Source organism: Methylocystis sp. (assembly GCF_046349115.1).
GTDB lineage: Bacteria > Pseudomonadota > Alphaproteobacteria > Rhizobiales > Beijerinckiaceae > Methylocystis.
Genome location: NZ_JAXMCX010000001.1, coordinates 38,150 through 64,416 on the forward strand (window position 1 = coordinate 38,150; position 26,267 = coordinate 64,416).

Annotated in this window: 27 protein-coding genes, 1 tRNA gene and 2 pseudogenes; 15 read left to right on the forward strand and 15 right to left on the reverse strand. The window is 59.5% G+C overall.

Annotated features, from left to right (window positions below; translation table 11 throughout):
- Positions 1-222: 222 nt before the first annotated feature.
- Complete coding sequence (locus U1E20_RS00160) at positions 223-1,644, forward strand: hypothetical protein (RefSeq protein ID WP_409978563.1); 1,422 nt, start codon at positions 223-225, stop codon at positions 1,642-1,644.
- 1,135 nt (positions 1,645-2,779) lie between these two features.
- Here the strand turns inward: U1E20_RS00160 and U1E20_RS00165 are convergent.
- Together U1E20_RS00165 and U1E20_RS00170 are read right to left on the reverse strand one after the other, a co-directional pair.
- Positions 2,780-3,259 (reverse strand): ferritin-like domain-containing protein, encoded by a 480-nt coding sequence (locus U1E20_RS00165; RefSeq protein ID WP_409978564.1) that lies wholly within the window; start codon positions 3,257-3,259, stop codon positions 2,780-2,782.
- Between the two features lie 94 nt (positions 3,260-3,353).
- On the reverse strand, positions 3,354-4,259 hold the full coding sequence (locus U1E20_RS00170) for a 2Fe-2S iron-sulfur cluster-binding protein (protein WP_409978565.1): 906 nt from the start codon (positions 4,257-4,259) through the stop codon (positions 3,354-3,356).
- Positions 4,260-4,788: 529 nt separating this feature from the next.
- On the opposite strand from U1E20_RS00170, the gene U1E20_RS00175 reads away from it, so the two are divergent.
- Positions 4,789-5,121, forward strand: a complete 333-nt coding sequence (locus U1E20_RS00175) for a hypothetical protein (RefSeq protein WP_409978566.1) — start codon at positions 4,789-4,791, stop codon at positions 5,119-5,121.
- 100 nt (positions 5,122-5,221) lie between these two features.
- Here U1E20_RS00175 and U1E20_RS00180 read toward each other — a convergent pair whose 3' ends face one another.
- Positions 5,222-5,692, reverse strand: coding sequence for a VOC family protein (locus U1E20_RS00180; RefSeq protein WP_409978567.1), 471 nt, complete (start codon positions 5,690-5,692; stop codon positions 5,222-5,224).
- A 285-nt stretch (positions 5,693-5,977) separates the two neighbouring features.
- Between U1E20_RS00180 and U1E20_RS00185 the strand changes: the two genes are divergently transcribed.
- The 4 genes from U1E20_RS00185 (at position 5,978) to U1E20_RS00200 (ending at position 8,693) form a co-directional block, all read left to right on the forward strand.
- Entirely contained in the window at positions 5,978-6,466 is a 489-nt protein-coding gene (locus tag U1E20_RS00185; protein ID WP_409978568.1) for a MarR family winged helix-turn-helix transcriptional regulator, read from the forward strand.
- Positions 6,450-6,938, forward strand: a complete 489-nt coding sequence (locus tag U1E20_RS00190; RefSeq protein ID WP_409978569.1) for a VOC family protein — start codon at positions 6,450-6,452, stop codon at positions 6,936-6,938. The genes U1E20_RS00185 and U1E20_RS00190 overlap by 17 nt, the downstream gene beginning before the upstream one ends.
- A gap of 99 nt (positions 6,939-7,037) precedes the next feature.
- Complete coding sequence (gene ftsY, locus U1E20_RS00195) at positions 7,038-8,084, forward strand: signal recognition particle-docking protein FtsY (protein ID WP_409978570.1); 1,047 nt, start codon at positions 7,038-7,040, stop codon at positions 8,082-8,084.
- Between the two features lie 6 nt (positions 8,085-8,090).
- The gene (locus tag U1E20_RS00200; protein ID WP_409978571.1) at positions 8,091-8,693 is read left to right on the forward strand and encodes a septation protein A; all 603 of its coding nucleotides are present in this window, start codon (positions 8,091-8,093) and stop codon (positions 8,691-8,693) included.
- On the opposite strand, the gene U1E20_RS00205 is transcribed toward U1E20_RS00200, so the two are convergent.
- Positions 8,690-8,896: a hypothetical protein gene (locus U1E20_RS00205; protein WP_409978572.1), complete on the reverse strand. Its 207-nt coding sequence runs from the start codon at positions 8,894-8,896 to the stop codon at positions 8,690-8,692. The genes U1E20_RS00200 and U1E20_RS00205 overlap by 4 nt on opposite strands.
- A 100-nt stretch (positions 8,897-8,996) precedes the next feature.
- On the opposite strand from U1E20_RS00205, the gene U1E20_RS00210 reads away from it, so the two are divergent.
- The 5 genes from U1E20_RS00210 to U1E20_RS00230 all read left to right on the forward strand — a co-directional run bounded on the left by U1E20_RS00210 (position 8,997) and on the right by U1E20_RS00230 (position 12,512).
- Positions 8,997-9,140: an oxidoreductase gene (locus U1E20_RS00210; RefSeq protein WP_409978573.1), complete on the forward strand. Its 144-nt coding sequence runs from the start codon at positions 8,997-8,999 to the stop codon at positions 9,138-9,140.
- A gap of 45 nt (positions 9,141-9,185) precedes the next feature.
- Positions 9,186-10,139 carry a tyrosine recombinase gene (locus U1E20_RS00215; protein ID WP_409978574.1) on the forward strand — a complete coding sequence of 318 codons (954 nt, stop codon included), beginning with the start codon at positions 9,186-9,188 and terminating at the stop codon, positions 10,137-10,139.
- Positions 10,140-10,223: 84 nt separating this feature from the next.
- On the forward strand, positions 10,224-10,811 hold the full coding sequence (locus tag U1E20_RS00220; protein WP_409978575.1) for a polymer-forming cytoskeletal protein: 588 nt from the start codon (positions 10,224-10,226) through the stop codon (positions 10,809-10,811).
- Between the two features lie 59 nt (positions 10,812-10,870).
- Positions 10,871-10,946, forward strand: a tRNA-Glu gene (locus tag U1E20_RS00225).
- A gap of 171 nt (positions 10,947-11,117) precedes the next feature.
- The gene (locus U1E20_RS00230; RefSeq protein WP_409978576.1) at positions 11,118-12,512 is read left to right on the forward strand and encodes a hypothetical protein; all 1,395 of its coding nucleotides are present in this window, start codon (positions 11,118-11,120) and stop codon (positions 12,510-12,512) included.
- 454 nt (positions 12,513-12,966) lie between these two features.
- Here U1E20_RS00230 and U1E20_RS00235 read toward each other — a convergent pair.
- From U1E20_RS00235 to U1E20_RS00250, 4 genes and pseudogenes are all read right to left on the reverse strand, one after another.
- A pseudogene (locus tag U1E20_RS00235) lies at positions 12,967-13,116 on the reverse strand (hypothetical protein); the annotation flags it as partial.
- Between the two features lie 209 nt (positions 13,117-13,325).
- Positions 13,326-13,637, reverse strand: a complete 312-nt coding sequence (locus U1E20_RS00240; protein ID WP_409978577.1) for a hypothetical protein — start codon at positions 13,635-13,637, stop codon at positions 13,326-13,328.
- A gap of 320 nt (positions 13,638-13,957) precedes the next feature.
- The gene (locus U1E20_RS00245) at positions 13,958-14,527 is read right to left on the reverse strand and encodes an RloB domain-containing protein (RefSeq protein WP_409978578.1); all 570 of its coding nucleotides are present in this window, start codon (positions 14,525-14,527) and stop codon (positions 13,958-13,960) included.
- Complete coding sequence (locus U1E20_RS00250; RefSeq protein WP_409978579.1) at positions 14,524-15,753, reverse strand: AAA family ATPase; 1,230 nt, start codon at positions 15,751-15,753, stop codon at positions 14,524-14,526. The genes U1E20_RS00245 and U1E20_RS00250 overlap by 4 nt, the downstream gene beginning before the upstream one ends.
- Positions 15,754-16,126: 373 nt before the next feature.
- Between U1E20_RS00250 and istA the strand changes: the two are divergent.
- Positions 16,127-17,692, forward strand: a pseudogene (gene istA / locus U1E20_RS00255) (IS21 family transposase).
- Positions 17,625-18,353: an IS21-like element helper ATPase IstB gene (gene istB, locus U1E20_RS00260; protein WP_409978580.1), complete on the forward strand. Its 729-nt coding sequence runs from the start codon at positions 17,625-17,627 to the stop codon at positions 18,351-18,353. The pseudogene istA and the gene istB overlap by 68 nt, the downstream one beginning before the upstream one ends.
- A gap of 471 nt (positions 18,354-18,824) precedes the next feature.
- Here the strand turns inward: istB and U1E20_RS00265 are convergent, their stop codons facing one another.
- The 7 genes from U1E20_RS00265 to U1E20_RS00295 form a co-directional block, all read right to left on the reverse strand.
- Positions 18,825-19,073, reverse strand: a complete 249-nt coding sequence (locus tag U1E20_RS00265) for a hypothetical protein (protein ID WP_409978581.1) — start codon at positions 19,071-19,073, stop codon at positions 18,825-18,827.
- A complete protein-coding gene (locus U1E20_RS00270; protein ID WP_409978582.1) occupies positions 19,070-20,158 on the reverse strand; it encodes a hypothetical protein in 1,089 nt (362 codons plus the stop codon). The genes U1E20_RS00265 and U1E20_RS00270 overlap by 4 nt, the downstream gene beginning before the upstream one ends.
- A gap of 4 nt (positions 20,159-20,162) precedes the next feature.
- Positions 20,163-20,372, reverse strand: a complete 210-nt coding sequence (locus U1E20_RS00275; RefSeq protein ID WP_409978583.1) for a helix-turn-helix domain-containing protein — start codon at positions 20,370-20,372, stop codon at positions 20,163-20,165.
- Positions 20,373-20,478: 106 nt separating this feature from the next.
- Positions 20,479-21,057: a hypothetical protein gene (locus U1E20_RS00280; RefSeq protein ID WP_409978584.1), complete on the reverse strand. Its 579-nt coding sequence runs from the start codon at positions 21,055-21,057 to the stop codon at positions 20,479-20,481.
- Between the two features lie 89 nt (positions 21,058-21,146).
- Entirely contained in the window at positions 21,147-22,451 is a 1,305-nt protein-coding gene (locus U1E20_RS00285; protein WP_409978585.1) for a tyrosine-type recombinase/integrase, read from the reverse strand.
- A 283-nt stretch (positions 22,452-22,734) separates the two neighbouring features.
- Complete coding sequence (locus tag U1E20_RS00290; RefSeq protein WP_409978586.1) at positions 22,735-23,808, reverse strand: tyrosine-type recombinase/integrase; 1,074 nt, start codon at positions 23,806-23,808, stop codon at positions 22,735-22,737.
- Position 23,809: 1 nt separating this feature from the next.
- Positions 23,810-24,139 (reverse strand): helix-turn-helix transcriptional regulator, encoded by a 330-nt coding sequence (locus U1E20_RS00295; protein WP_409978587.1) that lies wholly within the window; start codon positions 24,137-24,139, stop codon positions 23,810-23,812.
- 130 nt (positions 24,140-24,269) lie between these two features.
- Between U1E20_RS00295 and U1E20_RS00300 the strand changes: the two genes are divergently transcribed.
- On the forward strand, positions 24,270-24,506 hold the full coding sequence (locus tag U1E20_RS00300) for a hypothetical protein (RefSeq protein WP_409978588.1): 237 nt from the start codon (positions 24,270-24,272) through the stop codon (positions 24,504-24,506).
- Between the two features lie 105 nt (positions 24,507-24,611).
- Positions 24,612-25,730, forward strand: a complete 1,119-nt coding sequence (locus U1E20_RS00305; RefSeq protein WP_409978589.1) for a tyrosine-type recombinase/integrase — start codon at positions 24,612-24,614, stop codon at positions 25,728-25,730.
- Positions 25,731-26,267: the final 537 nt, after the last annotated feature.

Sequence of the window (26,267 nt, forward strand, 5' to 3'; positions counted from 1 at the left end):
ACTTTCGACGCTCCATGCTAAGCGATTGGCTGCGAGCACGAAACCGCCGATTCGTCCGCACGATCCCAATCAGCTCGCGAAACTGGTCATTGATATCGCTACTAGCGAGGCTCAAGATACGCCCGAATCGGACAAGGATTCGATGTCAATTTTGGGTAGAGCGGGCGGCTTAAAAGGCGATCGCGCGCGCCGAAAGTCTTTCTTCGGAAGCGCGAGCCGATATTGCTCGAAGCGCCGCCGCCGCAAGGTGGCATAGGGATGACGGCTGAGATCGCTATTTTGAACAAGACTGCGGTCGCATTGGCTGCCGACAGTGCAGTTACTATTTCCGCAGGCCGCAAAGAAGAAAAGATTTTTGATTCTGCAGACAAGCTATTTGAGCTTTCCAATCATAATCCAATTGGCATCATGATTTACAATGGCATGAGCTTCATGGAAGCCCCGCTCCCGTCCTTGATCCGTCAATTCCGCACTATTTGCCCAAGGGTCCATAACGTCGAGGACGCGGCCAACAAATTCTTATTATTTTTAAATGAGTTTGGAGAGCGCTCTCCGGAAATCGTCAAACAGGCATCGGTAAAATCGATAGTTAGTCAAGTTTTGACTGACATTATGGAAAGATTTAACAAGAAATTGCAAAATAGATTTTTTTCTCTCGGAAAAGAGGCGAGGCATGTTGAAGATTATCAGCCTATCTTCGAAGAGATTTTAGACACAGAGATCAATCTATATTTGCATGTTTTTAGGTCGTGCGAAAATGCATCTTTTGTCGGGAGCGATAGGCCTGTCTCTATTACAAGGTCAAAGAGTGATCTTCTTAAACGGCTGATTGCTGAGCAGATGCCGATTGCCAGCCAGGCTCAAGCAAAAAAACTGCTCGAAATTACAAAACTCTCTCTCCGAAAAAATATCTTGTCCCGCGGGAGAACAGGGATCGTTGTAGCAGGCTTTGGCGACAGGGAGTTGTTCCCAACACTATTTTCGTTTGAATTAGACGGAATGGTCTGCGATCGTTTGAAATATGTGAAGACTAATTGCGTTGACATTGATCGTCAGGGCACAAAGGCCAAAGTTTTGCCATTTGCTCAAAAAGAAATGGTGGAACGATTTTTGTATGGCCTAGATGACAAAATACAAAAAGAAGTTACAAAGTTCTGCCAAATAACTATCCCGGACATAAGAAATGGTATTATAAATGAGATATCGTTCGAAAACGAAGGAGACAAGGCGGAAATTGGGAATAAGGCGCAAGAAGCTGAGTCAGCGTTTTTGAGCGGTCTGAAAGAGAAGGCGTTTGAGAAAATACGCGACCAGTCACAGGCTGAAATCGAGGACATGGTAGAGTTTATGCCCAAGCCAGAGCTCGCAAAAATGGCGGAGGCCCTAGTTAACCTGACGTCGATCAAAAGAAGGGTATCGCGCGGAGTCGAGACCGTGGGCGGCCCAATCGATGTGGCGGTTATTTCTCAAGCCGAGGGATTTGTTTGGGTCAAGAGGAAGCACTACTTTCCGCCCGATCTAAACTCGCGGTATTTCGAGCGCGTTCGTGCTGGAGGAACAATGAGACAAGGGGAAAACGGCGATGGAAAAGCTCCAAAACCTAGAAGCTCTAATACAAGAACAAGAGCAAAAACAGAGGCTTAAAAGTGGGAACGACGAACCTTCTCCGCTGCTTCAGTCTGCAATTTCTGAAACGCGAAAAGACATTAAAAAGGCATTTGGCGCACAGAAAGCTGTAAGGCCGGCCAAATTAAAAATGAAAGTTTCTGCTTGACGGTCAAGCATCAGAGTCATTACGGCCATTGCCCCCAGTAAATTGCACTGGGGGCACCGCAGTACGTCGGCATAGTGCCGTGTTCCGCTCTCCTCTTTGCCCGTACTGGCCAGCGGGGGGGAGCGTTTACCGCGCTGTTACGCGGTCTTCCCGGAATTCAAAATGTGCTTCAACATGGTACGTCTCCATTACATCCAAAATGGAGTTGGGTGCATCTTTCGTATTTTCAAGAACCAAATTTCAATCTGACTCACGATTGCAGACGGCCGCCCATCGCGGCTCACACACTAAAGCCGTTAACTCCCCCGCTTCGATGGCGATGCGCGCTTCGTTCGGCGTTGGCGTTCCGCGTAAATTTTCGCTTCGGCGAAATGATTTTCGTGGCCCCTTATCTTCATGAAATGCGCGCAATCGGAGAGACAGTTCAGCAGTCGCGGCGACGCCTCGGGAAGCCTGATAATAAGCTCGATCAATCTTGCGATAATTTTTTGATTGGCGATGTCCTCGTCGGGCCGAACTTTTCCGGACGCGAGAATATGCGCCGCGATCTGCAGGACGCTTTCTTCCGATATCGGGACATGCCGCTCTGTCGCTTTAGCCACTGATGATCCTGCTGCGCGTCCAGGAGACGCCTGATGCGTTGCTCGTTTGATCGCTTCGTGCGAGCCGGAGGCTCGCGGTCCAGATCGCCCGGGACCGCTCTTGTGTTTAAGGGCGCTCAAGGTCGTCATTGCGAGGCGCGGAGCGACGAAGCAATCCAGAATCGCGGGCGGATTCTGGATTGCTTCGCCTCCGGCGCGCAATGACGACTCTCAAGGCTTTTTCCGATCGCGCGTCTTGCGCGCGATCGGGAATGATATCCGCGCCGTTCAAACGGATGTCGTCTGACGCATCATTGTGACGCGACGTGCGTCGCACGCGCCGAAACGATGGCCCCTAAACCCAACCCTCTCCCCGCAAACGGGGAGAGGGAGTCGCGCGTTGCGTCGATTCGGTTTTTTCCGCTCACGGATCGACGGTCAGAGTCTTTCCCGCCTTATTCGCCGCGATCCATTTGTCGAGTTCGGCGACATGCGTGCGTTCCTCGGCGACAAATTCCTTGGCGAGAGTCTTGATTTCGGGATCGGTCGTCGTGTCGAGAACGCGCTGGTAATAGTCGAGCCCCGCGGTTTCGGCGTCGCGGGCGATTTCGAGCGCCTGTTCGCGTCCGATGAACGGATCGGCCGCCCAGATCGCCGCGGTCTCCGGGCTCTCCAATTCGGGCCAGACGAACTCGTCCACTTTCATCTTGGGGATGTCGCGAAAGCCGCCGCGGGCGCGCGCCTCCGCGAGATGAAGCCTGGAATAATCCGCCAGGCGGCGAAACAGTTTGCACACTTCATGATTGCCGCCGGCCTCCATCGCGTCGGCCAGCAGCCCATAGCGGTTCGCCGCTTCGAGTTCGAGATTGATTGCGTAAGCCAGAAATTCCTCGACCGATTGCATCCCGTTCCTCGCTCGTCGATCCAATGGCGTTAACGCGAGGCGGGCGCGAAAGATTCGCCTCCCGCCTCACGCCAATGTTTTCAGGCGCTCTCGATCAGGCGTTGGCGCTCGGCGGGTTCTTCGCGGTCCATTCCTCGCGCGTGATCCAGGCTTCGAGAATCTTGACGTGCTCGGCTTCTTCCTTGACGAATTCCTTGGCCATCGCTTCGATCTCGGGCGATTTGGTCTTGGCGACGACGGCCCGATAAAACTCATAGCCTCGGCGTTCGCCCTGCAGCGCGGCCTTCAATCCGTCGAGCCGCGACAGCGTCGGATCGGCGGCCCAAATTTCAGTGCGCTCCGGGGTTGCATGATTGGGCCAGACGTAATCGGGCGGGATGACTTTCGTCAGGTCGATCGAACCCGCGCGCTTCTTGGCCTCGGCAAGGTGCAGGCGCGAAAAGCCGGCGAGCTGGCGAAACAGTCGCGCCACTTCCTGATTGCCGCACGCTTCCATCATCGACGCGAGTTCGTCGAAATGGATCGCCGCGTCCTCTTCGACCTTCACCGCGTAACCTAGGAATTCATCGACCGTGGCGATTTCGATGCCGCCGGTGAATCGCTTGGCGGCATGGGTAATATGCGGTCCCTGCGCCGGCAGGGTCTGATCGCCCTCGAATTTAACCAGGATATCTTCGTTGCGGACGAAACATTGGCAGGCCAGGCGATAGTGCGGCGGCATGTCATTGACTTCGGCGTTCTCGATCTCGGCCTTGGTGATCTTGCCGAGCTGGCGCAGCATTTCCTTTTCCTTCTCGGTCAGCGCGATCCCATATTTGGGATTCTGACTGAGATGCGTGACCTCGACGAGGCAGGAGCCGCATTCGCCGTCCTGACAATCGAAAGGAATGGGGATTTTGTGGGCCTTGGCCACCGCCAAAATCGTGCCCCGGTCTCCGGCGATGGCATAGACGGTGACGTCCCGCGCAAGGGCGGGCGATGAGAATGTCACATTGGCCACAATATTCGCTCCTTTTGTCCGATTGTCTGATCTCAGACAATGTCCCGCATCCGATGGGGAATCCGGGTCAAACGTAAGCTCTCCGGTGTTTTTTAAGAGCGGCGGCCGAGCCCGTTATCTTGCCCGACGCCGCGGGAAGCAGAAGTCTCGCCATGTCATGCGCCGCGGCGTAGGGCTTATTGTCGCATGCAGCCTGTATTGCTGATGCAAATCCATTGAAGCGGACAGGATTATTGTGCGGCGCGGGGCTCGTTCGGCGCAAAGCCAATCGATAATGGCCAATTCATCACGCCAGATTTAGAATTGTTCAAATTTAATCTCGGGCAGGGCGTGTCCGCATTTTCAATGGGTTGTTTCGTGCAAGGGTTAAACGTGACAGTTGATGGTCTTGATTGAACCAATGGCGGAATAGCTCGGCGGTTTCGAGGCGACGTTCGCGTCGCGACCATCGCCGCGGCGACGCCTCTTGACTCGCGGACAAAGCAGCCAATTTCACCTTTGTGCCCGTTGCTGACGGGGAGTGAAAACCATGGCTGTTTTTCGCATTCGTGAAGTCAAATTCATTGAGACCGAAGGCGGTCACGTGAAGCTGAAGCCGCTGCGCGAATATGAGCGCGAAGCCTCCGACGCGGCGAGCGTCATCGCAGAGGTCAGCCATTTCTTCGAATTGGAGCTGAGCAGCCCGAAGGCGCTCGACGTCGTCGATTTCGACGAGGTGATCATTCTCGACGAGAAGGGGGCGATCGTCGCGCGTTTCGGCGTCGCCGATTTCTGGGTGCAGGAATGGAACGCCGTCGCCGCCAAGGGCGACGCCATCTCCATGAAGGGTGAAGCTACTGCTCCGATCGCACGCACGGCTTAGGGCGAGGTCAGGAAATAACTGCGGCGCGCCTGGAGGCTCGCGGTCCGGGGGGCGCGTCCGGTCAGCGAGCCTCCAGGCGCGAGTCATAATTTGGCGCCGACTAAGCGGAATCGCCGCGAAACGCCGCTTCGACCTTGGCGATGTCGATTTTCACCATGCCGAGCATCGCCTGAAAGGCGCGCTCGGCGGCGGCGCGATCTTCATCCATGAACATGCGCGGCAAGGCCTCCGGCACGATCTGCCAGCAGAGGCCGTAACGATCCTTGAGCCAGCTGCACTGGATTTCAGAGCCGCCGCCGGCGAGGAGCTTTTCCCAAATCTCGTCGGTCTCGCGCTGGTCTTTCGTCATCACCGAGATCGAAAAGGCTTCGTTGCGGGTCGTGTCGCAACCCATGTTGAGCGCCTGATAGGGCGTCCCGGCGAGGGTGAAGGAGACCATTATCGCCGGCCCGTCCGGCGCGCGGCGGAAGGCGCCTTCGAACACTGAATCGGGAATGACCGAAACATAGAATCGCGCCGCTTCCTCGGCCTCATCCTTGAAGCCGAGACAAGTTCTGACTTTCGGTTGCATGACTGCTCCTTGCGTCGTATCCGTGATTCCAATGCGCGATCGGGTGAAGGTTCCTCATCCTAAAGGAGCGTGCGGAGCACGCGTCTCGAAGGACGAGGAACCTTCAGGCGCCGTCTTCTGGAACTCGCCCTCGTGCTTCGAGACGCCGGCCCGAGATCGGGCCGGCTCCTCAGCATGAGGGCGAGGATGGTTGCGCTTCATCCATTTGCGTTCGTCCTCGAATGAAAGACTCGACAAGGCCGATAAAGGTTGATATCAACATAAAGCGGCGTTGTCAAAATAGCCATGTCGAAGAAACTGCCGATCGAGGTCGTTCATGAGGTTCGCGACGCCTGTCTCTGTCTTGCGACGCAACGCGCGGCGCGGCGTCTCGCGCGGCGCTTCGATCGCGCCTTCGCGCCGCTCGACATCACCAATGGGCAGTTTTCGCTGATGATGGCGCTGAACGCGCCGCAGGCGCCGACATTGGGACGGCTCGCCGATTTTCTCGCGATGGACCGCACGACGCTGACCGCCGCGCTGAAATCGCTTGAGCGGCGCGGACTCGTCGTCACGCGTCTCGACGACAAGGACCGCCGCGCGCGCAGATTGTTCTTGACCGACGCGGGGCGCGCGACGCTCGTCGCCGCCGTTCCGATCTGGCGCCGCGAACATGAAGCGCTCGACGCTGAATTGTCGCAAAGCGAAGGCCAAGAGCTTCGCAAAGCGCTGCGAAAGTTAGGGGCTGCAACGCACACTGAAGGAAAGGACTCCCAGCATGACCGCCAATGTTGAGAAAAATGCGCCATGTTTGCGATCGATCACGCCGCATCTCATTTGCGCCGGCGCGTCCGACGCGATCGAATTTTATAAGAAGGCTTTTGGCGCCGAAGAGACCTTCCGCCTGCCGGGCGTCGACGGAAAACTGATGCACGCCTCGGTGAAGATCGGCGATTCGGCGGTGATGCTGGTCGACGAAATGCCGCAATGGGGCGCGCTCGGGCCGAAGGCGCTCAAAGGCTCGCCGGTGACGATTCATCTCATGGTCGACGATGTCGACAAGGTCTTCGCGCAGGCGGTCGCCGCCGGCGCGACGGTCAAGATGCCGGTCGCCGACATGTTCTGGGGCGACCGCTACGGCCAAGTCGTCGATCCCTTCGGCCATGTCTGGTCGATCGCGACGCATGTGCGCGATCTGACGCCGGAAGAGATCGCGGCGGCGGGAAGAGAGGCGATGGCCAAGGGCTGCGCCGAGGCGACGGCTTAACGCCAAGTTGAACGGCGGATCGGCGCGCTTGCGCCGATCCCAGCGCAGCCGATACCGCTTCTGGCCCTTTCGCCCGGTCTGGTGTAGGCATCCGCCTGCATGAGCACTGACGATGGCAAGAAACGCGGGATGTTTTCCCGCCTGTTCGGCGGCGGCCAGAGCGAGGCCGCGCCCGAACCGGCGGTCGAGGCCGCGCCCGAGGAGGAGAAGCGCTCCTGGTGGTCGCGGCTTTCGGGCGGGCTGTCGCGCACCTCTCAGGCGATCACCCAGGGCGTCGCCGACGTCTTCACCAAGCGCAAGCTCGACGCGCTGACGCTCGAAGAGCTGGAAGACGTGCTGCTGCGGGCCGATCTCGGCGTCGGCGCCGCGACTCGGATCACCGAGGCGGTCGGCAAGGCCCGCTATGAGCGCGACATCGACGCCGAGGAAGTGCGCGAAATCCTCGCCCGCGAAGTCGAGCGCGTTCTCGCGCCGGTCGCCGCGCCGCTCGTCGTCGACGAGAGCAAGAAGCCCTTCATCATCCTGGTCGTCGGCGTCAACGGCTCCGGCAAGACCACGACGATCGCCAAGCTCGCCGCCAAATGGCGCGGCGAGGGCAAGTCGGTGCTGCTCGCGGCGGGCGACACGTTTCGCGCCGCGGCGGTCGAACAGCTCAAAGTCTGGGGCGAAAGGCTCGGCGCCGAGGTGGTTTCCGGCGCAGAAGGCGCCGACGCCGCCGGCCTCGCCTTCGACGCGATCCGGCGCGCCAAGGAGCAGGGCGCCGACATTCTGCTGATGGACACGGCGGGGCGGCTGCAAAACCGCGCCGAACTGATGGCCGAGCTTGAAAAAATCGTGCGCGTGATGAAAAAAGCCGAGGCCGAAGCGCCGCACGCGGCGCTGCTGGTTCTCGACGCCACCGTCGGACAAAACGCGCTCCAGCAGGTCGATGTCTTCGAGCGCGTCGCCGGCGTCACCGGCCTCGTGATGACCAAGCTCGACGGCACCGCGCGCGGCGGCATTCTGGTCGCCATCGCCGAGACTTACGGATTGCCGATCCATTTCATCGGGGTCGGCGAAGGCGCCGATGACCTTGAGCCCTTCGCGGCGCGCGACTTCGCGCGGGCGATCGCGGGGCTTGAAGAAACGGCGGATGCGGAAAGTTAAACAAAGATGACGCAGGAAACGGCCGTAGCGGTCAAGAAGAAACTCAATCCCTGGCTGAAGCTCGCGCTGGAATTAGGACCGCTGCTGCTGTTCTTTCTCGCCAACGCCAAATATGGGATTTTCACCGCGACCGGCGTGCTGATGGTCGGCGTCGTGCTGACGCTTGCCGTCTCCTGGGCGATCACCCGTCATCTGCCGGCAATGCCACTTGTCACCGCGGCGCTGGTGCTGGTCTTCGGCTCGCTGACCTATTTTCTGCATGATGAAACCTTCATCAAGCTGAAGGTGACGATCCTTTATACGCTGTTCGGCGCCGGCCTCATCGGCGCGCTTTATTTCGGCAAGTTGCTGCTGCCGATCGTCTTCGACATGGCGATCCATATCGACGACGCCGGCTGGCGCAAGCTCACCATCCGCTGGGGCCTGTTCTTCTTCGCTCTCGCCGGGCTGAATGAAGTCCTGCGCCGGGTGCTGACCACCGACGACTGGGTGAATTTCAAGGTCTTCGGCATATTGCCGCTCACGCTCATCTTCGCCGTGACTCAGGCGCCGCTGATCATGCGCCATGAAATCCGCCCCGAGGACGAAGATAGCGAAGCGCATTTTTAAGGGTCGGTCGGCGCGGCGAGTTCCAAGCGAGCCTGGAGGCTCGCGGTCCAGCGACCTTCGAGTTTTGCAACCATGCGAGCCTCCAGGCGCGCAAAGCGGGCGCCACCATCCGCATGAGCGGTCGAATCGCCGAAGCGGCTTTCGATCTCGACGGCAATCATTCCTTTCGCCGGCGCCTGCCTGACGACGCCGATATTGATCAAGGACTTCAGTCATTTGATTGCACTCGACCGACCTGCGGGTTGCAATCGCGGCGCGTTCGGGCGAATAAAGTTCCAGGCTTTTCGGGGGCGAGTCGAATCATTGCCCAGTCTCATCCGCTTTCTGATCGTCGTCGCCGCCGTCGTCGCCATCGTCTATGGCGCCATGGTCGCGCTCGTCTCCTATGTGACGCCGCAGCCGCGCGAGATGACCTATACGATTCCGGCGCAGCGGCTGAACAAATGACGTCGGTCATTCGACGCCTGCGCTAGGCGAATCGGAGTTGAGCGCATGACTCCAAAGGCGGCGCGGCAGCTCGACGCCTTTCTTGATATGCTGGCCGCCGAACGCGGCGCGGCGCGCAATACGCAGGACGCCTATCGGCGCGACCTTTCCGACTACATCGCGCATCTTTGCGCAAACGGCGGCGATCCCGGCGCGGCGACGACGGAAGAGATTCGCGCCTATCTCGCCGCATTGACGCCGCGCGGCATGTCGGCGGCGACAGTGGCGCGGCGAATCTCCGCCATTCGCCAATTCCACAAATTTCTCTATGTCGATCGCCATCGCGGCGACGATCCCGCGGCGGCGCTCGAGGGACCGCGCCTGCGGCGCAGCGCGCCGGGCGTGTTTTCCACCGCGGAAATCGACCGGCTGCTCGCCGTCGCCGGCGAGGGGCTCGACGACGACAGCAGGCCGGTTCGCGAGCGTCTGCAGGCTGCGCGCCTTTATGCGCTGCTCGAAACGCTTTACGCCACCGGCCTGCGCGTCTCGGAACTGGTCTCACTGCCGAAAAGCGCCGCTTTTGCGCGCGATCCTTTCATCGTCATTCGCGGCAAGGGCGGCCGCGAACGCCTGGCGCCGCTGACCGATCGCGCCCGCCGCGCGTTGCTCGCCTATCGCAAGCTGCTCGAAACTTGCGCGCCCGAGCGCGCCGCCTCCGGCTGTCTCTTTCCCGCCGACAGTGACAGCGGCCATCTCACCCGCCAGGCCTTCGCCCGCGATCTCAAGACGCTCGCCGGCGCCGCCGGGCTTCGCGCGGCCGACATGCATCCGCATGCGCTGCGTCACGCTTTTGCAAGCCATCTGCTGCAGAATGGCGCTGACCTGCGCGTCGTGCAGGAATTGCTCGGACACGCCGACATTTCAACGACGCAAATCTATACGCATGTGCTCGACGAGCGCATGCGCGCCATGGTGCGCGATCTGCATCCGCTGTCGGAAGAAGTCGAGAAGCCGCGCTGAGCGAGAGCGGGCATTTTCCCGTTGAATATTGCGACGCGCAACGTAAGCTTCCGCGCGCATGTTCCGCGACCGAGGAGCTGGGCGATGGCGAAGAACGCGATGGACTTTCGACCCGAAGAAGAGAATGTCGCCTATATCGGCGCCGGCGTGACGCTGAAGGGCGAAATCTCGGCCTCCGACCTTATCGTCGTCGACGGCGCCATCGAAGGCGACGTTTCGGCGCGCGTCCTGAAGGTCGGGCAGGGCGGCGTCATTCGCGGCAATGTCAGCGCCACGGAAGCCGACGTGAGCGGCTGGATTTCCGATTCGGTCGAGATCAAGCAATTGCTGGTCGTTCGCGCCAGCGGCCGCGTCGAGGGCAAAATCGCCTATGGCGAGATCGAGCTGGAGAAGGGCGCCGTCATCGCCGGCGAACTGACCGCGCTCGAGGATTATCGCGCCGCCAAACCCGCGCCGGCGGCGAAAGCGGGCGCCGAACGCGCTGAACGCGTCGAGGTCGCGGCTCCGCCGGCAAAGCCCTCGTCTTCGTCAATCGAGCGCATCAATGAGGCGGTGCGCAGCGCCGCGGCCGCCAGGACCGCCAAGGGCCCGCTGTATCTCGCCGCAGAAAGCGACGGCAAGCGCACCGCGCCGCGCGCGCTCGTCGGCCGCAAGACGTCGGCCGGCGGCTGACAGGCCTGCGCGACGCGCTTGTGCGGCGGGAACCGGCAGTTTATAGAACGCTCCTTCCCGCTCCCTTCGTCTAGCGGTCTAGGACGTCGCCCTCTCACGGCGAAAACAGGGGTTCGAGTCCCCTAGGGAGCGCCATTAAAAACAATGGCTTATTCAAAATGTACGTATCAAATTTAGGTGTGTGCCCAACATTTGCCCGATAAGCGTCGGTGAACATGGGCGAACGTTGGCGCCGTAGGAACAGTTATGGGAGAGGCTCAGCGGCGCACGAAGCGTCTCGTCGAGATCGCAAAATTCAGCCGGCCGATGAAACCCGCGCGGTTCAATTTATTCTCGATCGGGGCGCGGATGGCGCATGTCCGGCTTCTCTCGGAAGAGCTTTCCTATTGGAGCGATCCAGAGGAGCGAGTGCTGGGTCTTGTCTTCCGAGACCGCGTGGACAACGATTTCGGCTGGGCGCTCTTCGCGCGGGACAAGGTCGGGCGCTTTCGTTGCGTCGACATTTGCGCCAGCATCCAGACCGAGCCTCGGGCCACGGAGGCGCTCCGAGAGCGGATCGAACGGGCTGTCCAGGCGGGCGACTTCAGCGCGCTCGGGCACCAGGGCGACGAAACCAACTATCCGGTCGACCTATTGAGGGTTCCAGAGGACACAGACCCCGCCGGCCTGCATCCATATTTCAAGCAGTTGATCGAAACGCCCGCTCGAGCCCCGGCCCGCGCCGTCTTCAAGGAGATTGGCCCGTGGCTCACGCCAAGCGACCCGCACTTCGTCAAGGAATTCCAGCAGACCGCGTTCGATCAGCGCCTTTGGGAACTTTACCTCTGGGCGGCGTTCAGGGAGATGGGCTTCGATATTGAACAGCCGGAAGCGCCTGACTTCCTCTGCTCTGAGACCGGATTCGCCTTCACTGTGGAGGCGACCACCGTCGCACCATCAACCTCCGGGGCGCTCGCCGAGCATCCAAATCCCAAAACGCCCGAAGAAATGAAGGCGTTTTTGGCAGGCTACATGCCGATGAAGTTCGGTTCAGCGCTCACGAGCAAACTGAACAAGACAGACAAGCGCACTGGCAAGAACTATTGGGAGCGCGACGAAACGGCGAATAAGCCGTTCGTCATTGCAATTGCTGACTTTCACAAGGCGAGCAGCGAGGAAGAGCCCGGCTCTATGGTCTACACGCAGTCGGCGCTATGGCCTTATCTCTATGGCCATCGCATTGAATGGGAGCTTATCGACGGAGAGATAGTCACGCGCGCCGTGAGGCATGAGACTCACTCGTTCGGCGACAAGATAATTCCTTCCGGCTTTTTCGATCTTCCCAGCGCCGAAAATGTCTCTGCAGTCCTGTTCTCGAATGCGGCGACGATAGCGAAGTTCGACAGAATGGGCGTCGTCGCCGGCTTCGCGACCCACAATCACCGCTACTTCCGTCGCGGCTTGCGGCAGAACCCGGACCCAAACGCCGCCCATGGCGTGCCATTCGCTGTTGAAGTGAATCCGGAAGGATATGAGGAATTCTGGTCAGAGGAATTACAGATGTTCCACAACCCCAACGCGAAACGCCCTTTGTCGCCGGAGGTTTTCCCAGATATTACGCATCACTTTTTTAAAGACGGGAACCAATACACGCTCGCATTGCCGGGAGCCATCCTGTCCTCGGAGACAGTGATTCTAGGCAAGACAGGGAAGCAGCAATAGTTGCACGCTTCATCTGTTAAGTGGCGCGCTACAAAGCGCGCTCCTATCGCGGGCGAAGGAAGGGACAGATGCCGCTGGAAATAAGGCGGCGCCTGGAAGGTGCAGGTTATGCCGGGCTGTCCACCGTATCGGGCGCAGAGGGGAGCCATGTGCGACGCTGCCCAGACCTTTGGATGTCGATAACTTGGCGAATCCCTGGGCGCGATCACCCACTGCCACCTGCATGCAGGACGGCTTCCTCGGCAGGGTTGGAGAAAGCACCGCAGGTTGGTGCGGGATCAAAACGCCCCGCCGTTACATTCACGGTCGGGGCGTTCACTTGCACCCCTCTCGCATGAAAAAGCCCGGTCGTTGCCGGCCGGGCTGGAGGTGATCTGACAAAGGAGGGTGACGGCCATGAGGAAACCGTCGACCTGCGTTCCACGGCCTCAGCCTTTTCCGCAGATCGTCCGCCTTAATGGCGCTGCGTTCGGCGCTCTTCTCGGCTTTTGGCAACTTGAGCAACTGCAGGCTGAGCATCGAGAGCCCCGGCCAGCGTCCCAATAATCTTTAGGCTCGCATAAAACGCGCCTTTTTCAAGTTGGCTCAGATAGCTGCGGCTAACGCCCGCCCTCTCTCACAACCCTCGTGTGCATGCTCGCTTTGCGGAACGTCAAGTGATGGGCGGAGGACAAGAATTTCTTTTACCCGTTATCCACCATTAGAAAACGGCGCGAAAGACGCCGCCGCCCTCAATGCCCGAACGATCGCCACGGCGCGGGGGGGACGAGCTTCGCAAAACACGTTGCGCGCGCCCCCTACGGGCTTCAGCCCTCACCTAATCGACATCAATAGTAATGACATTACATTTATTGTAATTAACGAGGCATATAGGTTTCCTTTCAAAGTATTTTCTGCCAAATCCACGTCCACACTATTCTTCAGCCAGAATTTGCGGTAGCGCTCAACAATAGCATAGCTGATACCAGAAACAATAAGCACTCCGACAAATCCTGCAACAAATGAATAAATATATTCTTCGACAGAAGCAGGGCTTATTCCAATAACCCTTGTCCTCACCGCCGAAAATGTTACCGCCGTAACGCCTACCAATGCCATCAAACGGCTCGATACTGATTTTTCCATTTCAACTCTCCTTCCGCCATTGTCCTTGCGCTACCTATGGCTGTTCAGGGGGAGCACGAGCCACGAGCAAGACGGCCCCCTTTGGGGGGACGCTCGGGTTGGGAGAAAGGCGGCCGCCGTCGAAATCGGCTGTCAGCTTCTTGCGCCCCACGGCTGGAAACGAGAGCGGCAGAATCGTAGTGTCGGTCATTGGCGGGAGAGGCTGGCGCGGAATGCGCGTAAGGTTGGCTTAGACACCAGAATCCTACGCCGTATCAGCGCTCTATGCCACGCTCGCCAGCCTCAAAACACTCGCTTCATGAATAATTGCGGCTAGATCGCTATTCTTCCAGCCCGCAGCACTGCAGCAGCGCCAACAGATCAGGTTCGACGCGGGCGGCGCGACGCACCGCATCGCGGTTGATCCGCCGCGCGAGGTGCTCCCGCGACATGGGCTTGCGGTAGCCCGGCCACTCGCGCTCCAGCACCCGCACTGCCTCCGGCGTGTTGGGCGGCCGCCATGTGGCCCGGTCGGGCAGGTGCCGCAGCAGCATGGCCTCGAAGCAGGGCTCTTGCCAGATGATCGCGATATCGTGCTCGGCGGCGAGACGGCGTGCGTTCGCGGCGCAATCGGGAGCGCGAGCGGCTTGGTCACCATCGAGCAGCATAAAACGCTCGGGCGGCGCAATGCGTGTGCGCCGCAGTTGCGCCAGCCGTTGGACGGCGAGCCGGACGCGGGCGAAGGGATCGCCGGCACCGCGCCCGAGGTTATGCACGACAAGATGGACATGCAAGCCTTCCTCGCGCAGCAGGTCTTGCAGCCGCCCCGCATAGGCCGCTTCGGATTCCCCCTCGCAACCGATGAATACCGGCCTGCGTTCGGGAATCGAAGGGGGACGCCGGCGTGTCATCCGATGTTCGGCACGCCGCCATAGATACCGCTCAGGTATTTCCGATAATGATTGTCGTCGCGGCGCACCTTCACGTCCATGAGGCTATGGGCGGAGGTGCGGCCCTGCCGGTCCTTCTCGCAGATCACGATTTCCTCTTTCGTGAGGTCATCGAGCAGCGAAGCCGAATGGCAGGAGAGCCAGAGCTGGCCGTCGAGCTTGTTGCGCGTGTGCGCGTCATGGAACCAGCGGATGAGCTCGGGCAGCACTAGGGGGTGAATGGCCGCGTCCATTTCGTCGATCACGACGATGCCGCCGCTATCGAGCGCTGTGTTGAGGAAAGGGAACATCTTGATGAAGGCGCGGGTGCCATGGCTTTCCAGCATCCACGGCATTTCGACATGCAGACCCTTGTGCTTGAACAGCAGGATCGGGCCGTTTGGGCTGTCCTGAAACCGCATCCCTTCGATGCCCACGTCGATCCGGCCCAGCTCGTTGTTGAGCTTCGACATCATCGCGGGTTGCGTCTTGAGAAAGTCGATCACGCTGGCGTCGCCGCCCCCGTGGATTGGTTCAATTTGGAAATAGACACGCCGCGCCACCTGCTCGAAGAGCTGGGCGGTCGGATGCTGGAATTTCGCGAAGGACGAAATCACCGTGTGATTGCCGGCGAGCGTTTTCACGAGGTGCTGATAGCCTGACAAGCTGAAGGAGCGGGAATCCTTCACCTGGCCTTCCGCATCTCGCTCGAAGACGCGCTGCCACTTGCCTTGCCCCTTCGGCTTCTGGCGCAGGCTTTCGCTGGCGATCCGGCGCACCAGCCCATCGATCACTTCCAGCTCCAACTCATAGCGGTAAAGCCCTTCCTCGACGGGCTCCCCGTCGATTGCCCGCTTTTGGACTTCCGATGTGAGGTTTACGGCCCCGCCAAATTCGATCGAGAAGCGCATCGGGCGCGAAGCGGATTCCTCGTCGTTGAAGCGCTCGCAGCCGCCAATGCCGGCACCGGTGTTCTGCACGCTGTCGCGGATCAACGTAACGAGGAACGTGAGCGCCCGCAGCAATGTCGTCTTGCCCGAAGCGTTCGCCCCGAAGAGCGCGACCACCTTGGGCGCGCGAATATCCGCACCCGCGAAAACCGGCGCGAAGCGGCCTTCCGGATCGGGCACCTTCCCGTCGATCGTCAGGTCGATGACCTGGCGATCCCGGATCGAGAAGAAATTCTCCACCTCGAGTTTATAGAGCATGGCGACACCTTGTCATGCTGAAATATAGTTTTCAACGCAATTCTGTCAAGAAGAGCGTTTCGGCCAGCGTTGATGGACCGCAAGATTGACCGCCAGGTTTCCTCAAAATACGGCAGCCGCGATGCAGATGGTCGAGAAGAAGGCGTGAGCGCATCTGTCGTAACGTGTGGCGATGCGCCGCCCGGCAATCACGAGCAGGGCGAATAGCGGGTGTCTCATGCGATATACACAATCCCGCGCGCCGATGGCAGCCAAACTGTGTTTTGGCGTGCAAATTTGACCCCCTAAGCCTGGGGATCGGCGTCCAAAATTGACCCCCTTGAGAAGTGTTTGCAGGTCTGTCCGCTTTGGCATCGAGCGGACGGTGGGGGGGATGCTTGTTGTGGAGACGATTGGCCGGATTCGGCGGGAGCATTTCCAGAAGGGCAAGTCGATCAAGGAGATTGCCCGCGATCTGAAGATATCACGCAACACGGTTCGCAAGGTTCTGCGGTCGGGCGAGACCTCGTTTTCCTATGAACGGGAGGTCCAGCCCCGTCCCAAACTCGGCGCCTGGAAGGCTGAGATCGACCGAGTGCTCGCGGCGAACGCAACGAAGCCGGCACGCGAGCGGCTGACGCTGATCCGTGTGTTCGAAGAGCTGCGGGCGCTTGGCTATGACGGCGGCTACGACGCGGTGCGGCGTTACGCCCGGAACTGGGCGCGCGAGCATGCGAGCGAGACGGCGAGCGCCTTTGTGCCGCTGAGCTTTGCGCCGGGCGAGGCTTACCAGTTCGACTGGAGCCACGAGATCGTTCTGATGAACGGCGTGACGATGACCGTGAAGGTCGCGCATCTGCGGCTCTGTCACAGCCGGATGTTTATCGCCCGAGCCTATCCGCGCGAGACACAGGAGATGGTTTTCGACGCGCATGAGCGTGCCTTTGCCTTCTTCAAGGGCGCCTGCGGCCGGGGCGTCTACGACAACATGAAGACGGCGGTCGAAACGATCTTCGTCGGCAAGGACCGGCAATATAATCGCCGATTCCTTCAGATGTGCTCGCACCATCTCGTCGAGCCTGTGGCCTGCACGCCGGCGTCGGGCTGGGAGAAGGGGCAGGTCGAAAATCAGGTCGGCCTTGTGCGCGAGCGCTTCTTCACGCCGCGCCTGCGGTTCAAGAGCTTCGACGAGTTGAACGCGTGGCTGATGGATAAATGCATCGCCTACGCCAAGGCGCACGCCCATCCGGAGCGCGCCGACAGAACCGTCTGGGAGGTCTTCGAGGAGGAGCGGCCGAATCTCATTCCCTATCGCGGCCGCTTCGATGGATTCCACGCTGTCCCGGCCTCGGTGTCGAAGACCTGCCTGGTCCGCTTCGATAACAACAAATACTCGGTGAACGCCGGCGTTGTCGGACGCCCGGTCGAGATCCACGCCTATGCCGATCGCATCGTCATCCGCCAGGATGGGCGCGTCGTCGCCGAACATGCCCGCTGCTTCGGGCGCGGCGAGACGATCTACGACCCTGGCACTATGTGCCGGTTCTGGCCAGAAAGCCGGGCGCGCTGAGGAACGGGGCGCCGTTCAAGGACTGGGTGTTGCCCGGAGCGCTGGAGCGTGTGCGCCGCAAGCTCTCCGGCTCCGACGACGGCGACCGTCAGATGGTCGCCATTCTCGCCGCGGTGCTCACCGACGGATTGCCGGCGGTCGACGGCGCCTGCGCTGAAGCGCTCGAAAACGGCGTCCATTCCGCCGACGTCATCCTCAACATCCTCGCGCGACGCCGCGATCCTGAACCGCCGGCAATCATCGCGACTCCGCAGGCGCTTCGCCTGCGGCATGCGCCGATCGCCGACTGCGCCAGATACGATCAGCTCAGGAGCCTGTGACCATGGAAAGAACCGAAGTCCTCGACATGATGGGCGAACTCAAGCTCTATGGCATGCGCGGCGCTTATGACGAGACGCTCGCCGTCGCCGTGAAGCGTAAACACGAACCCCAGCGTTTTGTTGGCGATCTGCTCAAGGCAGAGATATCCGAGAAGCAGGCGCGCTCGATCAAGTATCAGCTCACTGTCGCCAAACTACCGCTCGCTAAAGATGTCGACGACTTCGCCTTCAAGGACACGCCGATCAATGAGGCGCTCGTCCGCGATCTCGCCGGCGGCGCCTTCATCGCTCAGCAACGCAATGTCGTTCTCGTCGGCGGAACTGGAACGGGCAAAACGCATCTCGCGATCGCCATCGCCCGCAGTTGCATTCGCGCCGGCTCGCGCGGACGCTTCTTCACCACCGTCGATCTCGTCAATCGCCTCGAAGCTGAAGCGCGCGCCGGACGCCAAGGACGGCTCGCCGACTATCTGACTCGTCTCGACTTCGTCATTCTCGATGAACTCGGCTATCTGCCCTTCGCCCAGGCCGGCGGCCAGCTCCTGTTCCATCTCATCAGCCGGCTCTATGAGCGAACATCGATCATCGTCACGACCAATCTCGCCTTCGGCGAATGGCCGAGCGTCTTTGGAGATCCGAAGATGACGACAGCGCTGCTCGATCGTCTCACCCACCACTGCGACATCGTCGAAACCGGCAACGAGAGCTGGCGCTTCAAAAATCGCGCCTGATCATGCCGCCGCGTGCGTCGTAACTCCGGTCGGGCTACGCCCTCCTTCCGTCACGACGCGCGAAACAAAGGGGTCAATGTTGGACGCCGATACGGGGTCAAACTTCAACGCCGATTGACAGCCAAACGGCCCTCTCTGCATTTCCTGAATTACGCAGCGGCATTCATTGGCCGCCAATGGCGTCAAAGCCGCCACGCCGCCCAGTATTCTCCAGTAGAAACCGGTCAGCTGCGGGTTCGCTGTGCGGCCGTTTCCCGATAGGCTTGATGGGACACGCCTCGCGCGCGCTTACGCACAACATTCTCGGCTGCCGCAGGCGATCATGTTTTTGTCCCACGCGACCAGTTAACGGGAATTTTTGTCTCTCCTGCGGGAACGCATCTCGGATCGGTAGCCTTGGTTCCAAGCCTCTGAGCCTTCGTTCGCGCGCGGCTTCGGCGAATTGTGAGCGCGGGCGGAAAGGTAGCGACCTCATAGCGCGCCCCCTTGTTGAGGCGGCACGGACTCGCGCCAGCTTTGAATTGCGGTTGTCAGCGCGCGGCGCGAGGTCCACAGGCGCGCCTCGACGGCTGGCACATCAGCAGCCGCAGCCGCGGCAAGCAATGCAGCGGACTCGACGCACATGACTGACGCAAACTCGACGAGTGCATCGCAGGCGAGCAGCTGCGCGGCGGTCGGCTGCGCGGCCTCGATGGTGGGCGGGCGAACGGGCGCGTTCATCGACCGTCCTCCGCGAGGAAGCTGATCAGCGATTGAAGATCATCGCCCTTCGCGCCTGTCGCCCTTAGCTGGGCGAGCCATTTACCCATCGTCTCGCCCGCGGATTGATCGAATTTGTCGCGCGGACTTGCGTCAAAGTTGAACCAGCGACACCTTTCTTCGCCGGAAAAAAATTTTTCGACACCAGAGGGGCTGAGCTGCTTCGCAAGTTCGTCGAGACGGCGCGGATGACCGTTGTCGCGTTTGTGAAGCTTCGCATATTCCTTATTAATACGCGGCTTCAGATTCGCGACATGCTTTGCGCTATCATTTTCAGCCCTCAGCCGAGCGCGTCTGAGCCTCGCCCGCATGGTGTCCGGCTTAACGCCAGCCGCACGCGCCATGGCCGCGACGCTCTCTTCGCGCAGCGCTACGCCATCCTTCCGACGGCGTTCGCGTTGCTTGTCAGCGCGCCTTTGACGTATAATTTCCGCCCATTCCTCGGCGCTGAGATCGCAGCCGACTTGCCATGCTTCGGCGGCGAGCTTCTCCGCTGCGGTGATCTGAAGAGCGCGGCCGATATCTTCAGCGGTGAACCGGATGCGCCGCCCGCGGGCAATCGCATCGGCGACGCCTGCTTCGACGGCGGTAGCGATCTCGGGCGGGGCCTGATCAAGCGTGTCGAACAAGCGGTGGCGGCCGTAGCAGAGCGCGACGGCAGCGTTTGGCGCCGGCCAGCGGATGACCCTCACGCGGGTCGTCGTCGTCGTCGTGCGGTCGAAGCGACGATCGGTGACCTGAGTCTCCGACCGCCGGTCGACGTGGTCGCCAGGCGTAGCAGCCAGCAACTCATTGCCGGCGTAGTATCCTAACCTGCGCCACCACGCCGAATCCGGCGGATCATTCAGTCGGCGGCGAGCGATGCGTTGCAGGTCACCGACCCGCCGCCGAGCGACGAGCAAATGATTTGTGTTGACGCGGCGCGGCTCTTGTTGATCGGGGCAGATCGGCGTATTTTGCGCATCGCAAGCCGCCAAGCATTGCAAATTACGGGGGCCGCCGTCCGCATCATGCGGGGGTGGCCTTCCCCATTTTTGGGCGCCCATGGTATCAGGCGGCTTCCGTCGCGAGCGGCAGCGACGCGATCCAGCGGCGCAGGTCTTCGTCAGCGATGATCGTGCGGCGCCCGATCTTCCGGGCCAGGAGCCGGCCAGCGCGCATTTCGGCATAGATCGCTGTTCGAGATGAGGACGTGATCCGCTCAACGTCCGCAACAGAATAAGCCAGCGGGCGGAGTTCTTTCGGGGTTTCATCGGCCATTTTTGTTCCTCGAAACGCGCTGCAATTCAGCGCATGTGCAGGAACGTAGCCGCACTCGTCATCCAAGATTAGTCGTCACGAATAAATTCGCGTCATGATTTCCGCGTCATGATTTTTTGGGACGACCGGCGCGGCTCCATCCAGCGCTCGGCACGTCTTCGGCGGCGCCTTTCCAGGCGGTTTCGAATTGCCCTGGCCCTACCTTGAATGAATTCTTCGCTTCCAGGGCATATTCTTGTTTCGTCTTGGGTTGTGCGGGATGAGCTCTACGTTCTTCAGCGAGCCATTTTCGGCATGCTGAAAGATTTTTCGCGTTGGCCGTCGCTTCGGGCCAGAGGTCCAAAACTTCATCTCGCCAAAAGACAATGTCGTCGTGCCACTTGTCGTAATGTGCAATCCAGTATTCGCGATCGACGCGATTTCCGTTCCTAATGGCTGCCAAACGCCCAGCCCTGACCCAGGACATAAGCACCTGCAAAGCGTTTTGATCTTTTTGGGTGCCTGAAATGTTCGTAGGACCATACCAAACCGCTGCGCGCACAGTTCGAAATGTATTGATCATTGCCGGTTCACGATACGCGATCCATGAAAGGGTTTGGAACAGTGTCCAATCCGGCCGTTGAAAATCGATAGCGGCGACTTCAATTTCCCGACATTTGGCATCGTCAGTCGAAATCAGGTCCATCGCGTGCATCCGCGAGCATCGGGATGAGCGCAGGGAAACCGAGCGATGCATTCTCGGCTTGTCGGATGCCTCCTATCCCCACGCGTTCATTATGCCTTCGCCCGGTTCAGGATCGAGGCGACGTTCGACTTGTCCACAATCCCTAGCGTTGGCAACGCAGCGCGGACCGTCTCGGCGACGTAGTTCGGCGCTAGATGAGCGTAATGCTTTTCGGTCATGCGCGTGTCCGCGTGCCCGAGCTGCGCGGCGATGACGCCCATCGGAACGCCCTTCATCGCGAGTGAGCTGGCATAGGTGTGGCGCAGGATGTGGAAGGTCGCAGCGGGCGAGACCTTTGCCCGATTGCTGGCATCGGCGAGCGGGCGTTGCTGATGAGACGCTCCCCAAGGCGCGCCATCGTAGCGAACAAAGACAGGCTCACGGCCCACCTTGCCTGCCGTCAGGGTGGCGAATAGGGCGCGACCTTCATCAGTCAGGGCAACATGGCGCGGCTTTCCCGCCTTCGATTCACGGACGGTAATTGTTCCCGCCTCGGCGTTAAAGTCTATGGCGCGCATCCTGGTCAGCTCGCCATAGCGGCAGCCAGTGAGAAGCGCCGCCCGGACAAGATCACGAAAGGGGCCATTGCAGGCGTTCACCAGTCGCCGGCATTCATCCTCTGAGAGGAAGCGGACGACCGCGGCGTCGACTTCCCGAAACGGCTTCGCCTTGCGCCAAGCGTCATCGCTCGCCACCCGGCCCTCATGAAAGGCATGATTGAGCGCGGCCTTCAAGACAGTCAGCGTCCGGTTGGCTGTCGAGCGGCGCGCCCGAACTGCGTCGGAGTCCTTGGGATTAATTGCTTGCGACTTGCGCTTCTTTTTTGTCCTTGCCGCGCGCGTCAACTTTGGCGCCGTCGCTAAGCCAGTGTGCCAGTCGCGGATGCGCTTAGCCGTCAACTTGCTAAACTCGATCTCGCCAAGTTCGGGCCGAATGCGCAAGTTTGCAGCGGCCTTATCTTTTGCGACTCCTTTCGATCCTCGGCGTTCGCGGTCAGCAAAATAAGCGTCCAACGTCCTGCCGACGGTATAGGGGCCATGGTCCGGAGCGTGACCGAGTTCCTTGCGCGCCTCCGCCCGCCACCATGCGCGCGCCGCCTCCTGGGCCTGCGCAAAGGAGTGCAGCACCACACCGTCGGGGTCTTGCAGGTCGTCAGCGGTTCCGACCTTGGTCTCGTTGTAGCGGCCATCGCCGACAAAGCGGCGGGCAATCCAAGAGCCGCCGCCTTCCTTTGTGCGCCGGTATCCGATATGCAAGCCGGTTTCGAGGACACGCCAATAGGGCTTGCGGCGAGGCGTCAGTCTCAGACGAGCGGAGCGGGTTTCGAGGTTCGTGTCGCGGACGGTCCGAGCCATGGAAGGGCCTGCGAAATGGGAGAATGAGCTTGTGCCCAACTCGTGCCTAATATACGTATGCGAACATCGGCGGACACGCAAGGCGGTCAACGGCTTATTTTACAGGCTATACAAAGAGCGATGCCGTTCGCCAGCGTTCGCCGAAATGCGGGTTATCTCTCTCTCACGGCGAAAACAGGGGTTCGAGTCCCCTAGGGAGCGCCATCCAAGTCACTTATCATTGAAAAATCTGGATTACCCGGCCCATAGTGTCCCACTCTTTTGAAAAGTGGGACACTTATGTTCATCCTTTGAGCTTCGCCATGCCGGAGTCGGCGAGCTTTTTGCGCTGCGCTGCGCGCGTATAGCGCTCGACCTCTTCGAAGCTCTGGTGACCGGTGATCGCCATGATCTCGTAAACGGTCGCGCCCCGTTCGGCGAGGCGGGCGGCAGCAGCTTTCCGGAGTCCGTGCGCTGAGCAATGCGCCAGTCCCGCCTGTCGGCACCAGTCCTTGAACTTGTTGCCGAAGCCGTTTGCGGTGAATGCCTTGCCGAATTCCGTGGTCATGAAGGTCAGGTGTTCGTGCGGCATGGCGCCAAGACTGCGTTGCAGGTCAGGATGAACGGGGATGTCGATGTCCACCGGATTGCGATGCTCGTTTTTTGCCTGCCTGTAACGAATCCGTCCCCCGCGCACGTGCTGAGGCCCGAGGCGCACAACGTCCTCACGGCGGCATGCGGTGTAGAGAAGAATGTCGAGCGCGAGGCGCGCCTTCGTCCCGACGGGAAAGGAGGCCTCGTAGCGTTCGACTTCTTCCAGTTCCCATGAGTGATGGCCGGCCGAGGCGTACTTGATGCTTTGCACGCCAAGGGTGGGGTCAAGCTCGACGTGATCTTCCTCGATGGCCCATTTGAACATCGCCCGCATGGCCTTGAGCCGATGGTTTCCCGCGCTGGGTGCATCTTTCCGTTCGTCCCGGATCGAGCGGACGTGTTTTGCGCGCATCAGGGCGACCGGCTTGTGACCGTGTTTTTCGCAGATGGAGTCCAGGGCGCGGCGGCGCCATGACTGCGTGCTCACGTCCTTCGACGTGAAGGCCGTGCTCGCGAAATAGAGCCGGCACAGTCCGCGGAACGATCCGCGGCCTTCGCGTTCGGTTTCGGCACCGATAATCTGCCCGGCAAGCGCGTTCCTGTATTCTTCAAGGAACGCGGCCGTGCCGGGGGTCTCCCGGAGGCGGACCTTCTTCAGCCCCTTGCGGCGGACGTAAATGCGCACGTTCCCGTGGCGGTCTACGTCCTCGACCAGGTATCTGAGATCGACGCTGCCGGTTCCGTCTCGCATGCGGAAAGTCACCATCGAATGTTCTCCGAACATTTTACGGCTCGTCCCACGGGTTTTCCGGGCGGGACTCTCCATCAAGAATCGCCTCGAAGGCGGCGTCAAGTTTCCTGCGGTCCCATATCGTCCGGCTGTTGATCCGCTTCGGACGCGGCATGCGGCCGTCTTTCACCAGCTCGTCGAACAGCGATGGCGACACGCCGATATACGCAGCCGACTCCGTGCGCGACAGCCCGCGGGGCGGAAGTGAAGGCGGAAGTATCTCGGCACGGCCAGGCATGACTGATCCCATCGGGGCAGGCCCCCGTTTGCCTGCAATCCAGGTTGTACTTTCGTACAGGAGGAGCATGCGGCGGCGCTTGGTCATTAGCTGGCCACTCCGGCTTAATCCGCCGGAAAGCCAAGCGCAGCAAGGCGTTCAAGACTAATCTTAAGATGTTCTAAATATTTACATAGTACTATTGTAGGTAGTACGAGCTATTATACAGAGGTATAGAATGTCAAATATTCCTTGTTATATAAATCTTCGTCAGGCTAGAATCGTATTATCCGATATGGGGGTTGCTCTGAGCGACCGGCAGATGAAACGCGCTGCGGAAATGAGCGCCCATGGCAAGCGAAAGCTTCCATTTTTTATCGACCCTATCGACGGGAAGCTGAAAATAGAGAAGGGCACTCTCGTTAAAATCTACAGAGAGCTTCAGGTCGACGCCGAAAACAACAGCATTTCGTAAGTAATAAGCTATTGTGGCTCTGAATCCATTGTAATACTGTATTTTGTAATGTCGGATATTAGAAAAAGAATTAGAAACAAGGGAACGACTTATCAGGTTCGGTATTTGAGCAAAGCGGCCAATTCCGTTTACGCCTACGCGAGCTTTCCGACGCTCAAGGAGGCGCGAGATTTCGTCCACAACCTCGGCAGCCTTCGGCATGCCCCTTCGGAGACAATCCTGCGGGTGTCGGAAGGAGTAGATCGCTGGATAGACATTTGCGAGAAAATCGGGCGGGACGGCCGCGAAACGGTCGAGCCCGAGACGCTCAAGGAATATCGCCGCCGTGCGAAAGTCATGAAGGAGTATGACTGGCAGAAGTGCCTTCATGAGCTTGAGCGAACGGACATCGTCCATTTCCGTAACTGGCTTCTTGAAAACAAGACCCGCGACCTGGCGCGCCGTACTTTGTCGTCCTTTCATTCGGTGCTGATCGAGATGAAGCGGCAGGGAGTCACTGGAGATGACCCCGCAGCCGGGATCACGATCCGCAGCGGGCGATATGAGGACGAAGAAAGCGAAGTTGAAATTCCCTCAGACCAGGAAATGCGCGACATCCTCGGCGCGGCCGATGACCTCGCGAAGAAAAACAAGCAGTATGAAAAATGCTGGGCGCGGTACCGCCCGATGATTTATCTCGCGGCATTTTCCGGAATGAGGCCGTCGGAATATCGCGGATTGCCGTGGAGCCATGTGTTCGAGGACCGTGTCCTTGTGCGGCAACGCGCCGACGCCAGCGGCATTATTGGCCCTGTCAAATCGAAGGCGGGTCGCCGCACGATCTATCTGCCCGCGCGCGTAACCGAATTGCTGTTTGGATGGAAGGAGCGCTGCGTGAAGACGCCCGACGATCTCGTGTTCCCCACTTCCGAGGCGAAGCCTTTATCCTTGCGAAACTTCCGGCGGCGCGCGTGCGTCCCTTTGATGAAGGAAGCCGGATTTCTGCAAACGGAAAAAATTGACGGCAAGCGAGTCGAGTCGACGAAATACCGTCCGTACTCGCTGCGGCACTACTACGCTTCAAAGCTCATAGAGAAAGGCAAAGACTTGAAATTTATCCAGCAGGCGATGGGGCACGCCCAGATCGAAATGACGCTGAATATCTATGGGCATCTCATCAAGGATCGCGAAGAAGCACACCTGAAAACGGTGGCAGACATCGCGGCCGAATTACTCCCGGTCTAATTTCTTGTGGCATAACTGTGGCGAAGCAATCTCAACATATTGATTTCAAACACTTTGGAATAGCTTCCCAAGCTGAGGGCCGCGGGTTCGACCCCCGTCGCCCGCTCCATAATGAAATCAATAGCTTATCACCTATCTGATTTTCATAAACATAGATTTTTTGAGTTTCCTGCCACAAAACACCGCTCTTCGGAAACCCGCAGAAATCCGCCGTTCTCTTATTTAACCCGCGGCGGCTTGTGGCGAGTTTGTGGCGAGTTCCAGTTCTTGCTCGAATACGCGAGCCAACATTCTTCCATTCCGTGTGACCGACCAGCTCGTGGTTAATCTGGATACATGGAGAGATTCTCAAGCAATAAAAGCCTATGTCAGCAATAATAGTTAGATATTGAATAGCACAGGTGGCCTCAGGTGAGGGTTTTTGCCTCGACAAGGCTGTTTTTTGCCGCCCGCTGCATCCGTTCTTCTTCTTGGACGGTCAACGAATTGGCGGAAGGCGGGCAGCCCCTAAATCGTCCAGCGCAGACCCGCCAGCGC

What these genes read in the sequence shown, in the direction of transcription:
- U1E20_RS00180 (WP_409978567.1), bottom strand. Translation starts at nt 5,692, where the DNA reads ATGCAACCGAAAGTCAGAACTTGTCTCGGCTTCAAGGATGAGGCCGAG.
- U1E20_RS00165 (WP_409978564.1), bottom strand. Translation starts at nt 3,259, where the DNA reads ATGCAATCGGTCGAGGAATTTCTGGCTTACGCAATCAATCTCGAACTC.
- U1E20_RS00185 (WP_409978568.1), top strand. Translation starts at nt 5,978, where the DNA reads ATGTCGAAGAAACTGCCGATCGAGGTCGTTCATGAGGTTCGCGACGCC.
- ftsY (WP_409978570.1), top strand. Translation starts at nt 7,038, where the DNA reads ATGAGCACTGACGATGGCAAGAAACGCGGGATGTTTTCCCGCCTGTTC.
- istB (WP_409978580.1), top strand. Translation starts at nt 17,625, where the DNA reads ATGGAAAGAACCGAAGTCCTCGACATGATGGGCGAACTCAAGCTCTAT.
- U1E20_RS00230 (WP_409978576.1), top strand. Translation starts at nt 11,118, where the DNA reads ATGAAACCCGCGCGGTTCAATTTATTCTCGATCGGGGCGCGGATGGCG.
- U1E20_RS00295 (WP_409978587.1), bottom strand. Translation starts at nt 24,139, where the DNA reads ATGACCAAGCGCCGCCGCATGCTCCTCCTGTACGAAAGTACAACCTGG.
- U1E20_RS00285 (WP_409978585.1), bottom strand. Translation starts at nt 22,451, where the DNA reads ATGGCTCGGACCGTCCGCGACACGAACCTCGAAACCCGCTCCGCTCGT.
- U1E20_RS00220 (WP_409978575.1), top strand. Translation starts at nt 10,224, where the DNA reads ATGGCGAAGAACGCGATGGACTTTCGACCCGAAGAAGAGAATGTCGCC.
- U1E20_RS00215 (WP_409978574.1), top strand. Translation starts at nt 9,186, where the DNA reads ATGACTCCAAAGGCGGCGCGGCAGCTCGACGCCTTTCTTGATATGCTG.
- U1E20_RS00200 (WP_409978571.1), top strand. Translation starts at nt 8,091, where the DNA reads ATGACGCAGGAAACGGCCGTAGCGGTCAAGAAGAAACTCAATCCCTGG.
- U1E20_RS00280 (WP_409978584.1), bottom strand. Translation starts at nt 21,057, where the DNA reads ATGGACCTGATTTCGACTGACGATGCCAAATGTCGGGAAATTGAAGTC.
- U1E20_RS00275 (WP_409978583.1), bottom strand. Translation starts at nt 20,372, where the DNA reads ATGGCCGATGAAACCCCGAAAGAACTCCGCCCGCTGGCTTATTCTGTT.
- U1E20_RS00245 (WP_409978578.1), bottom strand. Translation starts at nt 14,527, where the DNA reads ATGACACGCCGGCGTCCCCCTTCGATTCCCGAACGCAGGCCGGTATTC.
- U1E20_RS00265 (WP_409978581.1), bottom strand. Translation starts at nt 19,073, where the DNA reads ATGAACGCGCCCGTTCGCCCGCCCACCATCGAGGCCGCGCAGCCGACC.
- U1E20_RS00190 (WP_409978569.1), top strand. Translation starts at nt 6,450, where the DNA reads ATGACCGCCAATGTTGAGAAAAATGCGCCATGTTTGCGATCGATCACG.
- U1E20_RS00175 (WP_409978566.1), top strand. Translation starts at nt 4,789, where the DNA reads ATGGCTGTTTTTCGCATTCGTGAAGTCAAATTCATTGAGACCGAAGGC.
- U1E20_RS00250 (WP_409978579.1), bottom strand. Translation starts at nt 15,753, where the DNA reads ATGCTCTATAAACTCGAGGTGGAGAATTTCTTCTCGATCCGGGATCGC.
- U1E20_RS00290 (WP_409978586.1), bottom strand. Translation starts at nt 23,808, where the DNA reads ATGTTCGGAGAACATTCGATGGTGACTTTCCGCATGCGAGACGGAACC.
- U1E20_RS00300 (WP_409978588.1), top strand. Translation starts at nt 24,270, where the DNA reads ATGTCAAATATTCCTTGTTATATAAATCTTCGTCAGGCTAGAATCGTA.
- U1E20_RS00270 (WP_409978582.1), bottom strand. Translation starts at nt 20,158, where the DNA reads ATGGGCGCCCAAAAATGGGGAAGGCCACCCCCGCATGATGCGGACGGC.
- U1E20_RS00240 (WP_409978577.1), bottom strand. Translation starts at nt 13,637, where the DNA reads ATGGAAAAATCAGTATCGAGCCGTTTGATGGCATTGGTAGGCGTTACG.